Genomic DNA, 14,529 nt, shown 5'->3' on the forward strand with positions numbered 1-14,529 from the left:
TCGGTTCTGATGAAACAAAACAAACCCCGCTTTTGCGGGGTTTGTTTTTAGGATGCTTGCGGAAACGGTTATTGTCAGAATATGGGGTAGGGTTTATGCTTCATCAAAATCTTCCTGGTGCTTGAAACTCCGGTTTTGAAGGCGATAGAATTTGGATTTGTTTGTGAGGGAACAAACTCTATCAAATCAGTGCTGTACGCGGTGCTGCGTTTTATGTGCGGTACTGCGTAAAATACAGCAGATCAATAAAAATCAACATGGCGGTGCGTTCGGACATTTTGCGACATGAAAGAATTCGACTTCATCAAACGGTATTTGCAAACAGGCACGGATAAGGATGTCGTATTGGGCATAGGCGACGATGCGGCGATTGTCCGCCCGCGTGAAGGCTTCGATTTGTGTTTCAGTGCGGATATGCTGCTGAGGGACAGGCATTTTTTTGCAGATGTCAAACCTGAAGACTTGGCTTGGAAGGTTTTGGCCGTCAATATTTCAGATATGGCGGCGATGGGCGCGATACCGCGTTGGGTGTTGTTAAGTGCGGCGTTGCCCGAATTGGATGAAGTATGGCTGGAACGGTTTTGCGGCAGCTTTTTCGGTTTGGCAAAAAAGTTTGGCATCACCTTAATCGGCGGGGATACGACTAAGGGCGATATGGCGTTCAATGTAACCATTATCGGTGAATTGCCGAAGGGTAGGGCATTGCGGCGTGATGCGGCGGTTGCGGGCGACGATATTTGGGTGTCGGGGCATATAGGGATGGCGGCGGCGGCTTTGAACTGCCGTCTGAAACAGTGTGTTTTGCCTGACGATGTATTTGCCGTGTGCGAACAAAAGCTGCTCCGCCCCGAGCCAAGGGTTGGGCTGGGGCTTGCGCTGTTGCCGTTTGCCCGGGCGGCGCAGGATGTTTCAGACGGCCTCGCGCAAGATTTGGGGCATATCCTGACCGCTTCTGGCAAGGGTGCGGAAATTTGGGCCGATTCGCTGCCGTCTTTATCCGTATTGAAAGATATTTTACCCCGAGCTCAATGGCTGTCTTATACTTTGGCCGGCGGCGATGATTACGAACTGGTATTTACCGCGCCGGAAAGTTGCCGCAGCCGCGTGCTTGATGCGGGGGAACGGTGCGGCGTGCCGGTAACGCGCATCGGCAAAATCAATGGAGGATGCCGTCTGAAGGTTTTAGATGCCGACGGCAGGGAATTGGAACTACATTCTTTAGGATTCGATCATTTTGGCTGATTTTAAACCTGACTTTGCGTGGCTGTTGAAACGGCCGTTGTGTTTTTTGGCTTTCGGTTTCGGCAGCGGGCTGGCTCCGTTTGCGCCGGGCACATTTGGAACTTTGGCGGCATTGCCTTTGGCATTTGTGCTGGTATTGGCGGGTGTGGACGGATGGCTGCTGGCTTTTTTGTGTATCGTGCTGTTTATGTGGGGCATACGCATTTGCGCGTGTGCGGAAAAGGAAAGCGGTGTATCCGACCACGGCGGCATTGTGTGGGATGAAATCGTCGCCATGATGTTTGTACTGGCTTTCGTTCCGTTCAAGTGGACGTGGTGGTTGGCAGCGTTTGTCCTATTCCGCCTGTTTGACGCGCTCAAACCGCCTCCCGTCGGTTGGTTTGACAAGAATCTGCACGGCGGTTTGGGCATTATGGCGGACGATATGGCGGCTGCGGTGATGACCTTGATTGTTTTGAGGATTGCAATGCTGTTTTAAACGGTGCTGCCTTGTAACAATGCCGTCTGAAAGCCTTTCAGACGGCATTGTTTCGGAGGTTAACGCGTTACCGGTTTATATTTAATCCGTTTCGGTTTCGCGCCTTCTTCGCCGAGTCGGCGTTTCTTATCGGCTTCATACTCCTGATAGTTGCCGTCAAAGAACACCCATTTAGAGTTGCCTTCACAAGCCAAGATATGCGTAGCGATACGGTCGAGGAACCAACGGTCGTGCGAAATCACCATCACGCTGCCGGCAAATTCCAGCAACGCGTCTTCCAGCGCGCGCAGGGTTTCTACATCAAGGTCGTTAGACGGTTCGTCCAGCAGCAACACATTGCCGCCGCTCAACAAGGTTTTTGCCAAGTGCAGACGGCCACGTTCACCGCCCGACAATTGACCTGCAATTTTGCTTTGGTCGCTGCCTTTGAAGTTGAAGCGTCCCAAATATTGGCGGGCAGGGATTTCAAACTGTCCGACCTGCAAAATGTCGCGGCCTTCGGCGATGTTGTCGAACACGGTTTTGTCGTTTTGCAAACCTTCGCGGCTTTGGTCAATCAGGCTCATTTTCACGGTTTGCCCGATTTTCACTTCGCCCGAATCGGGTTGCTCTTTGCCCGCAATCATTTTAAACAGCGTAGATTTACCCGCACCGTTCGGGCCGATGATGCCGACAATCGCGCCCGCAGGCACTTTGAAGCTCAAACCGTCAATCAGCACTTTATCGCCGAACGATTTGGAAACATTTACAAATTCAATCACTTCGTTACCCAAACGCTCGGCAACAGGGATAAAGATTTCCTGCGTTTCATTGCGTTTTTGGTATTCGTAGTTGCTCATTTCTTCAAAACGCGCCAAACGCGCTTTAGACTTGGCTTGGCGGCCTTTGGCATTTTGGCGCACCCATTCCAATTCCTGCTTCATCGCTTTCACGCGCGCGGCTTCGGATTTCGCCTCGTTTTCCAAACGTTTTTCTTTCTGCTCCAGCCAAGACGAGTAATTGCCTTTCCATGGGATACCGTGTCCGCGGTCGAGTTCCAAAATCCATTCGGCGGCGTTGTCGAGGAAGTAGCGGTCGTGCGTTACCGCAACGACTGTACCGGGGAAGCGTACCAAGAATTGCTCCAGCCACTCGACCGATTCCGCATCCAAGTGGTTGGTCGGCTCGTCCAGCAGCAGCATGTCCGGCTTGCTCAGCAAGAGTTTGCACAAAGCCACACGGCGTTTTTCACCGCCGGACAGATTGCCGATTTTGGCATCCCAATCAGGCAGTCGCAGCGCATCGGCGGCGATTTCCAATTCGTGTTCCGCACCGCCGCCCGTGGACGAACCCGCCGCAATAATCGCTTCCAAACGGCCCTGTTCTTCCGCCAGCGCGTCAAAATCCGCATCAGGATTGGCGTACTCGGCATACACCTCTTCCAAGCGTTTTTGTGCAGCAGCCACTTCGCCCAAACCGCTTTCCACTTCCTCACGCACGGTTTTCTTAGGATCAAGCTCCGGCTCTTGCGGCAGATAGCCGATTTTGATGCCGCCCATCGGCACGGCTTCGCCCTCAAATTCCTTATCCACGCCCGCCATAATCCGCAGCACAGTGGACTTGCCCGCGCCGTTCAAACCGAGCAGGCCGATTTTCGCGCCGGGGAAGAAAGAAAGGGAAATGTCTTTAATAATGGTTTTCTGCGGCAGCACAACCTTGCTCACGCGCAGCATAGAATAGACGTATTGTTGGGACATGGTTTTCTCGATTCGGTCAAACAAATTTCAGACGGCCATTTTAACCGATAATTTGATTTAAGCCAGTTTATCCGCGAACCGATATTGCCAAAATCGGGCAGGATTCATAAAATCCGCCTATCTCTTTGAAATTAGACAAACAAAAAAAATAATAATGATAGAGGGTTGCCGCACCGGCAACCATTTCGGATTTTCCAAAGCAAATACTTTTCAAATCAAAAAAAGGATTTACCTTATGTCGGAATATACGCCTCAAACAGCAAAACAAGGTTTGCCCGCGCTGGCAAAAAGCACGATTTGGATGTTGAGCTTCGGCTATCTCGGCGTTCAGACGGCCTTTACCCTGCAAAGCTCGCAGATGAGCCGCATTTTTCAAACGCTAGGCGCTGACCCGCACAATTTGGGCTGGTTTTTCATCCTGCCGCCGCTGGCCGGTATGCTGGTTCAGCCGATTGTCGGTTATTACTCCGACCGCACTTGGAAGCCGCGCTTGGGCGGCCGCCGCCTGCCGTATCTGCTTTACGGCACGCTGATTGCGGTTATCGTGATGATTCTGATGCCGAACTCGGGCAGCTTCGGTTTTGGCTACGCTTCTTTGGCGGCTTTGTCGTTTGGCGCGCTGATGATTGCGCTGTTGGATGTATCTTCCAATATGGCGATGCAGCCGTTTAAGATGATGGTCGGCGACATGGTCAACGAGGAGCAGAAAAGCTACGCCTACGGGATTCAAAGTTTCTTAGCGAATACGGGCGCGGTTGTGGCGGCGATTCTGCCGTTTGTGTTCGCGTATATCGGTTTGGCGAACACAGCCGAGAAAGGCGTTGTGCCGCAGACCGTGGTTGTAGCATTCTATGTGGGCGCAGCATTGCTGATTATTACCAGTGCGTTCACTATTTTCAAAGTGAAGGAATATGACCCGGAAACCTACGCCCGCTATCACGGCATCGACGTCGCTGCGAATCAGGAAAAAGCCAACTGGTTCGAACTTTTGAAAACCGCGCCTAAAGCGTTTTGGACGGTTACTTGGGTACAATTCTTCTGCTGGTTTGCCTTCCAATATATGTGGACTTACTCGGCAGGCGCGATTGCGGAAAACGTTTGGCAGACAACTGATGCCTCTTCCGTAGGCTACCAAGAAGCAGGCAACTGGTACGGCGTTTTGGCGGCAGTACAATCCATTGCCGCCGTTATCTGCTCGTTTATTCTGGCAAAAGTACCGAATAAATACCATAAAGCCGGTTATTTTGGTTGCTTGGCTTTGGGTGCGCTCGGTTTCTTCTCCGTTTTCTTCATCAGCAATCAATACGCGCTGGTGTTGTCTTATACCTTAATCGGTATTGCGTGGGCCGGTATCATTACCTATCCTCTGACAATTGTGACCAATGCCCTCTCAGGCAAACACATGGGTACTTATTTGGGCCTGTTCAACGGCTCTATCTGTATGCCTCAAATCGTCGCTTCGCTGCTGAGTTTCGTCCTCTTCCCTATGCTGGGCAGCCATCAGGCAACCATGTTCTTGGTTGCCGGCGCAGTCTTGCTGATGGGGGCTTTTTCAGTATGCCTGATTAAAGAGACCCACGGCGAATAATCCGTTTCAACACCATCGGCAAAGGCCGTCTGAAACCTTTGCCGATCTGACAATTTTAATAACAGGAGCTTCATAAATGTACACGAGAATCATGGAAGTCAGCCCTTGGACACTGCGTTCGACAAAACTGGAAAAAGAGCACAAACGGTTGCAAGAAAGCCTGACCAGCTTGGGCAACGGCTATATGGGTATGCGCGGCAGCTTTGAGGAAACCTACTCCGCCGACAGCCACTTGGGCACCTACATCGCCGGCGTGTGGTTCCCCGACAAAACCCGCGTCGGCTGGTGGAAAAACGGCTATCCCAAATATTTCGGCAAAGCCATCAACGCGCTCAATTTCAGCAAAGTCAAAATCTTTGTCGACGGGCAGGAAGTGGACTTGGCGAAAAACGGCGTTGCCGGCTTCTCCGTCGAACTCGATATGCAGCACGGCGTGTTGCGCCGCTCGTTCACCGTATTCGGCGTGCGTTTCGATGTGTGCAAATTCCTGTCCGTCGCGCAAAAAGAGCTGGCGGTCATCCGCTGGGAAGCCGTATCCGTTGACGGTAAAACCCACCAAGTCCGCATCGATTCCATCATCGACGCCGACGTGAAAAACGAAGACTCCAACTACGAAGAAAAATTCTGGCAGGTATTGGACAAAGGCGTTTCAGACGGCCTCTCATACATTGCCACCCAAACCGTCGCCAATCCTTTCGGCGTGGAACAATTCATCGTCAACGCCGAGCAAACCTTCTCCGGTAGCTTCAAAGCCCTCGGCGGCAGCCAAACCGACCGGCAGGTCTCCAATTCTTTCGAAGCCGAAGTCGGCGGCACGCCTGAAACCTTTGAAAAACGCGTAATTGTTACCACCAGCCGCGATTATCAGGGCTTGGAAGCAGTGAAAGCCGCAGGCCGCGCCTTGTCGGAAAAAATTGCAGGCGTTGAGTTTGAAACCTTGCTGGACGCACACAAAGCAGGCTGGCTGCACCGTTGGGAAATCGCCGACGTGGTTATCGAAGGCAGCGACGAAGCGCAGCAGGGCATCCGCTTCAACCTGTTCCAACTGTTCTCCACCTACTACGGCGAAGACGCGCGCCTGAACATAGGCCCGAAAGGCTTTACCGGCGAAAAATACGGCGGCGCGACCTATTGGGACACCGAAGCCTACGCCGTGCCGCTCTACCTCGCACTGGCGGAACCCGAAGTTACCCGCAACCTGCTGCAATACCGCCGCAACCAACTGCCGCAGGCGCAACACAACGCGCGCGAACAGGGTTTGGCGGGCGCGCTCTATCCGATGGTAACGTTTACGGGTATCGAGTGCCATAACGAATGGGAAATCACCTTCGAAGAAATCCACCGCAACGGCGCGATTCCTTACGCCATCTACAACTACACCAACTACACCGGCGATGAAAGCTATCTTGCCAAAGAAGGCTTGGAAGTTTTGGTCGAAGTATCCCGCTTCTGGGCGGACCGCGTCCATTTCTCCAAACGCAACGGCAAATACATGATTCACGGCGTAACCGGCCCGAACGAATACGAAAACAACATCAACAACAACTGGTACACCAACACCCTCGCCGCATGGGTATTGGACTACACCCGTGAAGCCTTGGCGAAATATCCGCGCCCCGATTTGAACGTGAGTGCCGCCGAGTTGGAAAAATGGGCGGACATCAGCGCGAATATGTACCGTCCGCATGACGAAGAACTCGGCGTATTCGTACAGCACGACGGCTTCCTCGACAAAGACATCCGCCCCGTGTCCGCGCTTTCGTCCGACGATTTGCCGCTCAACCAGAAATGGTCGTGGGACAAAATCCTGCGTTCGCCTTTCATCAAACAGGCGGACGTATTGCAAGGCATCTATTTCTTCGGCGACCGTTTCAACATGGACGAAAAACGCCGCAACTTCGACTTCTACGAACCGATGACCGTGCACGAAAGCTCGTTGTCGCCGTGTATCCACGCCATCCTTGCCGCCGAACTGGGCAAAGAAGAAAAAGCCGTGGAAATGTACCAGCGCACCGCCCGCCTGGACTTGGACAACTACAACAACGATACCGAAGACGGCCTGCACATCACTTCCATGACCGGCTCGTGGCTCGCCATCGTCCAAGGTTTCGCCCAAATGAAAACTTGGGGCGGCAAACTCAGCTTCGCACCGTTCCTGCCGAGTGCGTGGACAGGCTATGCCTTCCACATCAACTACCGCGGCCGTCTGATTAAAGTCGCCGTCGGCAAAGAAAACGTCGTCTTCACCCTACTCAAAGGCGAACCGCTCGATTTGCAGGTGTACGGCAAAGACATCACGCTCAACGGCAGCCACACCGTCGCGTTGGAAAAATAAGGAGGGCGCAAAATGACTTTTACCGCAGTCCTATTTGACCTCGACGGCGTCATCACCGACACCGCCGAATACCACTACCGCGCATGGAAAAAGCTCGCCGAAGAACTGGGCATCAGCATCGACCGCAAGTTTAACGAGCAGCTCAAAGGCGTGTCGCGCGACGATTCGCTCAAACGCATCCTCGCACACGGCGGCAAAACCGTCAGCGAAGCCGAGTTCGCCGAACTGACCAGCCGCAAAAACGACAACTACGTCGAAATGATTCAGGCAGTCAAACCCGAAGACGTGTACCCCGGCATTTTGCCGCTGCTGGAGGCATTGAGGGCAAACGGCAAAAAAATCGCCCTCGCGTCCGCCAGTAAAAACGGCCCGTTCCTGCTGAAACGCATGGGGCTGACCCACTTCTTCGACGCCGTCGCCGACCCTGCCGCCGTCGCGCATTCCAAACCCGCCCCCGACATCTTCCTCGCCGCCGCCGAGGGCGTGGGCGCGGACATCCGCCAATGCATCGGCATTGAAGACGCCGCCGCCGGCGTAGCCGCCATCAAAGCCGCCGGCGCCTTGCCCATTGGCGTGGGCAAAGCCGAAGACTTAGGCAGCGACATCGCGCTGGTGTCCGATACCGCCGAGCTGACCTACGCCTATCTGCAAAGCGTGTGGAAACAGTCAGGCAGATAAAATATTAAGGAAGTAAAAAGGCCGTCTGAAAAATATTTCAGACGGCCTTTTTACTTTTAGAACAGAGTGATAACCCAACCTACTCAACCCTAAAAACTGAATACCAACTTTCAACCATGCTATTCAAATTTATTTAAACGATTTTCTCTGGCCTGCCAACCTTAACAATCACTATTGAAATGCGCGCCGATGTTTTGCCGCCTTGCGTATGCAGCTTGGGCAACGGCGAGGCTGCATTCGAGCAAGTTGCGGTCTTCGTATTCGGACGCGGTGCGCGGCTCAGCTTGGTTTTGTTTCCAAAGCCGTAGTTGGGCGATGGCACGGCGCAGGCCGGTATCGTTGCGGAGGATGCCCAGATGGCGTTGGTTGAATGCTTGCAGGACGGGGCGGCTGAATGTGTTTTGGAGGTCGTCTGAAAAGATGTCTGCTTCGGCGGAGAGGTTTTCAGACGACCTTTGGGACGGCGCGGTTTGGAATGCTTGTCCGTCCGCGATGATTTGGGCGGCAAGCCTGGCGGTCACGACGCATTCGAGCAGGGAATTACTGGCGAGGCGGTTGGCTCCGTGCAAGCCGGTGCAGGCGGTTTCACCTAAGGCATAGAGCTGCGGCAGGGAGGTTCTGCCGCAAGGGTCGGTTTGGATGCCGCCGCAGGTATAGTGTTGCACGGGGCGGACGGGGATGGCTTGGCGCGTGATGTCCAAGCCACATTGGGACAGGCAGTGCCGATGGATGGACGGGAAATGCCGGCGGACGAATGCTGCGGGTTGATGGCTGATGTCGAGCGAGACAAAGTCTTGCGTTTGTTTGGCGATTTCGGCAGCGATGGCGCGGGCAACAACGTCGCGCGGCGCGAGTTCGGCGCGGCGGTCGTAATGTGGCATAAACCGTTCGCCCGCTTGGTTGGTCAGGATGCCGCCTTCGCCGCGCACGGCTTCGGAAATCAGGAAGGTGCGGCCGTTTTCAGACGGCCTTGCCAAGCCTGTGGGGTGGAATTGGATAAATTCGAGGTTTTCGACTGCGCAGCCTGCGCGTATCGCCATAGCGATGGCGTCGCCTGTGCATTCGGGCGGCGTGGTGGTGGCGGCATAAATCTGTCCCAAGCCGCCGCCTGCGAGTACGGTATGGCTGGCGCGGATGCGGTGGGTTTCTTGCGTTCGGCGGTCGAGGACGGTCAGTCCGCACGCTGCGCCTGATTCGGTTTGGATGTCCAACGCCATCTGCCGCTCGCAAACTCGGATGTTCGGGCGGCGGCGTATTTGGGCAATCAGGCTCTGCATGACGGCTTCGCCCGTGTAGTCGGCGACGTGGGCGATTCGGCGGCAGGTGTGCCCGCCTTCGCGCGTCAGGTGCAAGTCGTTATTATTTTGGTCGAACGCTACGCCCTGCGTCAACAGCCATTCGATTGCCGGTTTGCCCTGCGACAGGATGGTGTGGACGGCGGCTTCGTCGCACAAACCCGCGCCCGCTTCCAAAGTATCGGCGACGTGTTTTTCGATGTCGTCCTCTCCCGACCACGCCGCCGCAATCCCGCCTTGCGCATGACGGCTGGCGGTGTCGTCCAGCCGGTTTTTGCACAAAATGACGATGCGGAACGATTCAGGCAGCGACAGGGCGAGCGTCAGTGCCGCCAGCCCGTTTCCGGCAATCAATACGTCGCAATCGGTTTGCATGGTGTTGTCCTTGTTTGAGAGATCGTCTGAAACGGCAATACGGACGGCAAATCAGGCGGGGCCCATGCCGTTGAACACATCCCCGCGTTTGAGTCCTGCCGCGAAGTCGAGCATACGCTGCAAAGGCAGTTTGGCGGCTTCGCCCAGCTTCCTGTCCAACAGGATTTCGTTACGTCCGCTTGTCAGGGCGTATTTGATACCACCCAGCGAATTCATCGCCATCCAAGGGCAGAACGCGCAGCTTTTGCAGCTTCCGCCGTTGCCCGCCGTCGGTGCGGCGATAAATTCTTTGTCGGGCGCCTGCTTTTGCATTTCGTGCAGGATGCCCAAATCGGTCGCCACGATGAATTTTTTTTCAGGGCGCGATACGGCGGCTTTGAGCAGTTTGCTGGTCGAGCCGACCACGTCGCCCAGTTCGATGACGCTTTGCGGCGATTCGGGATGAACCAGCACCACAGCGTCGGGATGCTCCGCCTTCAACGCCGCCAGCTCCTGCCCTTTGAATTCGTTATGGACGATGCACGAACCCTGCCACAACAGCATATCCGCGCCCGTTTCGCGGCGGATGTAGTCGCCGAGGTGGCGGTCGGGCCCCCAAATCAGCTTCTCGCCGCGCGATTTCAGATACGACACGATTTCCAACGCCACCGAAGACGTGACCACCCAGTCGGCACGCGCTTTCACGGCGGCGGAAGTGTTGGCGTACACTACGACTGTGCGGTCGGGGTGTTGGTCGCAAAACGCCGAAAACGCCTCTTCCGGGCAACCCAAATCCAAAGAACATTCTGCTTCCAAATCAGGCATCAGCACCGTTTTTTCAGGGCAGAGGATTTTCGCGCTCTCGCCCATGAAGCGCACACCCGCCACCACCAGCGTACCGGCTTCGTGTTCCGCGCCGAAGCGCGCCATCTCCAACGAATCGCCCACGCATCCGCCCGTTTCCAAAGCCAAATCCTGAATCAGCGGATCGACGTAATAATGCGCCACCAAGACCGCGTTTTTCTCCTTCAGTAAAGCCTTGATTTCATCTTTCAGACGGCCTGCCGTTTCGCGGTCGGGCGTGTCGGCAACCTTCGCCCACGCCTGACGGATTTGGCAGGCGGAAGTCGGCGTCTGAATGAGGGGCATATCGTAATCGAACGAGCGGCGGGCGGCGGTTTGCATGATGTTTCCTTGTGGCTGTTTTTCAGACGGCATAAAGGTTTGCCGTCTATGTTTCAAATAGTTTTTATATTATGCTCAACTTGAGTATAATATGCAAGGTCGTCTGAAAACCGCTTTGGTTTACAATAAGGTTTTCTCTTGAATGAAAGCCACGCATGGATGCCTACCCCGAAGCCGAAGCCCCGCCGCAAAGCATCGTCGAGCTGGTTCCCGTATTGATTGCCGTTACCGACGGCGGCCTGCGGGTATTAACCGTCGCCCAAGGCACGCTCCTGCCCAACGGCCCGCTCTCCCCTCTGCGCAATTCTCTGCAGGCGGGCGTGAAGCTGTGGGTTGCCAAGCAGACTTCGCAGCCTATGGGCTATGTGGAACAGCTTTACACCTTTGTCGATACCCACCGCCGCAACGAACACGGCATGCCCGTCTTGTACGTCAGCTATTTGGGGCTGGTGCGCGAGGCAGCCGACAGCATCCTGCACCCGGATGCGAAATGGCAGGACTGCTACGACTATTTCCCGTGGGAAGACTTGCGCACCGACGGCGGGCAGCGCGACGCCGTCGTCAGCCGCCTGCGCATTTGGGCAAACTCGGCGGACACGGAGGAAGTCCGCCAAAAGCGGCTCAAGCGCATTCATTTGTGTTGGGGCGTCGAACCGGAAAACTGGTCGGAAGAATACGTTTTGCAACGCTATGAAATGCTGTATGAAAGCGGCCTGATAGCGGAAGCCGCCGAGCCGCAGGCAAACTTCGACTTCGCGCTCACGGGGCAGCCCATGCGCCACGACCACCGCCGCGTACTGGCGACCGCCCTGTCCCGCCTGCGCGCCAAAATCAAATACCGCCCCGTGATTTTCGAGCTGATGCCGCCCGAATTCACGCTGCTGCAACTGCAAAACAGCGTCGAAGCCATCAGCGGCAGATTGCTGCACAAGCAAAACTTCCGCCGCCAGATTCAGCAGCAAAACCTCATCGAGCCGTCGGATACCGGCGTATCGGGCAGCAAAGGCCGTCCCGCACAGCTTTACCGCTTCCGCGACGACGTCCTGCCCGATCGGTTGATTTCGGACATCGGACTGCCGCTGGGCAGCCGTTAGCCCGTTTTCAGACGACCTATAGTGGATTAACAAAAATCAGGACAAGGCGACGAAGCCGCAGACAGTACAGATAGTACGGAACCGATTCACTTGGTGCTTGAACACTTTACCAGGAACTATGGAAGTTTTAAAAAAGATTGGCACCACAGGCAACTCAGCCACAGGCAAACTTTTTCCAGATTTACCTCGCACAAATAAGGGATGGACTGAAAAAACACAAGTGCAATTCAAGCTTGAAGGCCAAGGAAAACCACATGTGAATAAAGGAAAAGGGGTAGTCAATACAGGGCTGGGGAAATCTGGCGGCAAAGAAGCTTTTGAGAAACAGATTATTTATTTTGAAAAAATTGGAGACGTAAAATGAGTTATTTGATTTTGGATGATGATATGTATTTAATCTATGATTTTAAAAAAGTCATGAAAAGAGAAAAAGAATTTATTGAAAAGACAAGATTATTATCATTAAATGACGAAAGTATCTTTGGCATCAAAAAAGACAAAGGCTTATTTGCATCAGAGGAATGGTGGAGTAATATTGATTCCGGACAGATTATCACCAGAAGCGTTTCCGGAGTGATATCGTCAATATATGAAGCGGGAATGGAACGAAGAAATATACCGAATAGTTTTAGTTTTATAGATGGTGAAGGCATCGTAAGGAATGAAAGTATGTATATGATGAATAAATCCGACAGACATTTATTTTGTGAAGGGAAGAAAATCGTCATTTTTTATGCATATAATGAACTAAAAAAATCAAATCAAAGAAAAGGAGACGTAATTGATTTGGAAAACAACTATGTTGAGCAAGTCATTGAAATGGCAATTTCAAAATAATCAGATGACGCCGGAGAGAATTGTTCTCTTTGAGCTAAGGCGAGGCAACGCCGTACTGGTTTTTGTTAATCCACTATAAAATGAAGTTTTGCCCCATCGGTGCAACATCAATCTTTTTCAACAAAGGAAACCCCATGCCGTCTGAAAACACCCTCTTTCCCCTGCCCGACACCCTGTTGCACCCCATGGTGGAACAAGCCTTGAGCGAAGACTTGGGCAGGCGTGGCGACATTACGTCCGCTGCTGTCATCACGCCCGATAAAACCGCCAAACTTTTCCTGATCAGCCGCGAAGACGGTGTTATCGCCGGTATGGACTTGGCGCGCCTCGCCTTTCAGACGATGGATCCGTGCGTCCGCTTCCAAGCTGAAATCCACGACGGACAAGCCGTCCGCGCAGGTCAGACGCTTGCCGCCGTCGAAGGCAACGCCCGCGCGCTGCTCGCCGCCGAACGCACCGCGCTCAACTACCTTACGCACTTAAGCGGCATCGCCACCGCCACCGCGCGTGCCGTTGCCGAAGTCGCCGAATACGGTACAGACATCGTGTGCAGCCGCAAAACCATCCCCCTGCTGCGCGTCCTGCAAAAATACGCCGTCAGGGCAGGCGGCGGCGTGAACCACCGCATGGGTTTGGACGACGCCGTACTCATCAAAGACAACCACCTCGCCTATTGCGGCAGCATCGCCCAAGCAGTTCGTCAGGCAAAACAGGCAGTCGGACCGTTGACCTGTGTAGAAATCGAAGTGGACACGTTGGCACAACTGGACGAAGCCATCGCAGCGGGCGCGGAACGGATTTTGCTGGACAACATGGACGACGAAACCCTGAAAGAAGCGGCAAACCGCTGCCACACGCAAACCGCACACCCCCACACCGTCTATTGCGAAGCATCGGGTGGCATCGGCTTCGACCGACTGAAGCGCGTGGCACAAACCGGCGTGGACGGCATCGCCCTCGGCTATCTGACCCACAGCAGCCGCTCGTTGGACATCGGTTTGGATTTCGTGGCGTGAGTTTTAAGGTGCGGGCGGCTGTCTGATATGTCAGGCGATGAACTGCTTAAGCGTAATCCGGTTATTGCCTCAGGGAGGAAATGCCGTCTGAAATATTCTTCAGACGGCATTTTTCGTGAAGGTCGTGATGCTTTAGAAAAAACAGCATTTCAGGCAGGCGCGATTTAGGCATTTCGGCATTGGAACCATTTGATGAACGGTAGCCGAAAGATACTTCATCAACGGAGCGGTCAGCCGGAACACCTATCCAATGTATCTATATCTGCCCATATCGCCACCGCGTCTTTCACTACCGCCGGCAACGTTAAAGCCATATCGGTATGTATCTGGTTTTCCTTGTCGAGGATGCGGTGCATCGTCAGGAAGGCACGACCGATACGCATCTTGCCCGTATCGTCGTCGGCGATGATGAAATGCAGAACCGGATGTTGGCGTTGGACAGTCTGTCGCGCAGAACGACCTTGATTCACGGAAAATATCCATAATGGTTTTCTTAAAAAATACGGATGATTCCGTTCGGCGGCAGGGTAGGGAGCAGGGTAGGGGCGGAGGTTTTATGCCGTCTGAAAGCCTGTCTTTACGCTTGTTTGCAAAAATAGTGGGAAAAGGAACATACAATCCTGTACAATTAGCTATAAATAATTGATTTATAATATAATTTATAAAGATAATCAAAATCATCCATATCTGC

General features: G+C 53.8%; 14 protein-coding genes. 10 read left to right on the forward strand and 4 right to left on the reverse strand.

Going from position 1 to position 14,529, the window contains the following annotated elements; genetic code table 11:
- Window positions 1-285 precede the first annotated feature (285 nt).
- Both thiL and Q9I99_RS03640 read left to right on the forward strand, forming a co-directional pair.
- Window positions 286-1,242, forward strand: coding sequence for a thiamine-phosphate kinase (gene thiL / locus Q9I99_RS03635; RefSeq protein ID WP_301666878.1), 957 nt, complete (start codon window positions 286-288; stop codon window positions 1,240-1,242).
- Complete coding sequence (locus Q9I99_RS03640) at window positions 1,235-1,720, forward strand: phosphatidylglycerophosphatase A family protein (protein WP_301666877.1); 486 nt, start codon at window positions 1,235-1,237, stop codon at window positions 1,718-1,720. The genes thiL and Q9I99_RS03640 overlap by 8 nt, the downstream gene beginning before the upstream one ends.
- A 59-nt stretch (window positions 1,721-1,779) precedes the next feature.
- Here Q9I99_RS03640 and ettA read toward each other — a convergent pair whose 3' ends face one another.
- The gene (gene ettA / locus Q9I99_RS03645; protein WP_301666876.1) at window positions 1,780-3,456 is read right to left on the reverse strand and encodes an energy-dependent translational throttle protein EttA; all 1,677 of its coding nucleotides are present in this window, start codon (window positions 3,454-3,456) and stop codon (window positions 1,780-1,782) included.
- 235 nt (window positions 3,457-3,691) lie between these two features.
- On the opposite strand from ettA, the gene Q9I99_RS03650 reads away from it, so the two are divergent.
- The 3 genes from Q9I99_RS03650 (at window position 3,692) to pgmB (ending at window position 8,057) form a co-directional block, all read left to right on the forward strand.
- Entirely contained in the window at window positions 3,692-5,044 is a 1,353-nt protein-coding gene (locus tag Q9I99_RS03650; RefSeq protein ID WP_301666875.1) for an SLC45 family MFS transporter, read from the forward strand.
- A gap of 76 nt (window positions 5,045-5,120) precedes the next feature.
- Window positions 5,121-7,379 carry a glycoside hydrolase family 65 protein gene (locus Q9I99_RS03655; protein ID WP_301666874.1) on the forward strand — a complete coding sequence of 753 codons (2,259 nt, stop codon included), beginning with the start codon at window positions 5,121-5,123 and terminating at the stop codon, window positions 7,377-7,379.
- Window positions 7,380-7,391: 12 nt separating this feature from the next.
- Window positions 7,392-8,057 carry a beta-phosphoglucomutase gene (pgmB, locus tag Q9I99_RS03660; protein ID WP_301666873.1) on the forward strand — a complete coding sequence of 222 codons (666 nt, stop codon included), beginning with the start codon at window positions 7,392-7,394 and terminating at the stop codon, window positions 8,055-8,057.
- Between the two features lie 161 nt (window positions 8,058-8,218).
- Here pgmB and nadB read toward each other — a convergent pair whose 3' ends face one another.
- Both nadB and nadA read right to left on the reverse strand, forming a co-directional pair.
- Entirely contained in the window at window positions 8,219-9,727 is a 1,509-nt protein-coding gene (gene nadB / locus Q9I99_RS03665; RefSeq protein ID WP_301666872.1) for an L-aspartate oxidase, read from the reverse strand.
- Window positions 9,728-9,778: 51 nt separating this feature from the next.
- The gene (nadA, locus tag Q9I99_RS03670) at window positions 9,779-10,891 is read right to left on the reverse strand and encodes a quinolinate synthase NadA (RefSeq protein WP_042743379.1); all 1,113 of its coding nucleotides are present in this window, start codon (window positions 10,889-10,891) and stop codon (window positions 9,779-9,781) included.
- Window positions 10,892-11,046: 155 nt separating this feature from the next.
- Here nadA and Q9I99_RS03675 point away from each other — a divergent pair, with 155 nt between their 5' ends.
- The 5 genes from Q9I99_RS03675 to Q9I99_RS03695 all read left to right on the forward strand — a co-directional run bounded on the left by Q9I99_RS03675 (window position 11,047) and on the right by Q9I99_RS03695 (window position 14,006).
- Window positions 11,047-11,985, forward strand: coding sequence for an NUDIX hydrolase (locus Q9I99_RS03675; protein WP_301666871.1), 939 nt, complete (start codon window positions 11,047-11,049; stop codon window positions 11,983-11,985).
- 97 nt (window positions 11,986-12,082) lie between these two features.
- Window positions 12,083-12,349 (forward strand): hypothetical protein, encoded by a 267-nt coding sequence (locus tag Q9I99_RS03680; protein WP_500793371.1) that lies wholly within the window; start codon window positions 12,083-12,085, stop codon window positions 12,347-12,349.
- A complete protein-coding gene (locus tag Q9I99_RS03685; protein ID WP_002258798.1) occupies window positions 12,346-12,822 on the forward strand; it encodes an immunity protein RhsI2 family protein in 477 nt (158 codons plus the stop codon). Before Q9I99_RS03680 ends, Q9I99_RS03685 begins: the two co-directional genes overlap by 4 nt.
- Window positions 12,823-12,956: 134 nt before the next feature.
- On the forward strand, window positions 12,957-13,838 hold the full coding sequence (nadC, locus tag Q9I99_RS03690; protein ID WP_301666870.1) for a carboxylating nicotinate-nucleotide diphosphorylase: 882 nt from the start codon (window positions 12,957-12,959) through the stop codon (window positions 13,836-13,838).
- A 27-nt stretch (window positions 13,839-13,865) separates the two neighbouring features.
- Window positions 13,866-14,006 carry a hypothetical protein gene (locus tag Q9I99_RS03695; RefSeq protein WP_304666183.1) on the forward strand — a complete coding sequence of 47 codons (141 nt, stop codon included), beginning with the start codon at window positions 13,866-13,868 and terminating at the stop codon, window positions 14,004-14,006.
- A gap of 62 nt (window positions 14,007-14,068) precedes the next feature.
- On the opposite strand, the gene Q9I99_RS03700 is transcribed toward Q9I99_RS03695, so the two are convergent.
- Window positions 14,069-14,308, reverse strand: coding sequence for a hypothetical protein (locus Q9I99_RS03700; RefSeq protein ID WP_003676454.1), 240 nt, complete (start codon window positions 14,306-14,308; stop codon window positions 14,069-14,071).
- Window positions 14,309-14,529 lie beyond the last annotated feature (221 nt).

It is taken from the genome of Neisseria basseii (assembly GCF_962707005.1).
GTDB lineage: Bacteria > Pseudomonadota > Gammaproteobacteria > Burkholderiales > Neisseriaceae > Neisseria > Neisseria bergeri.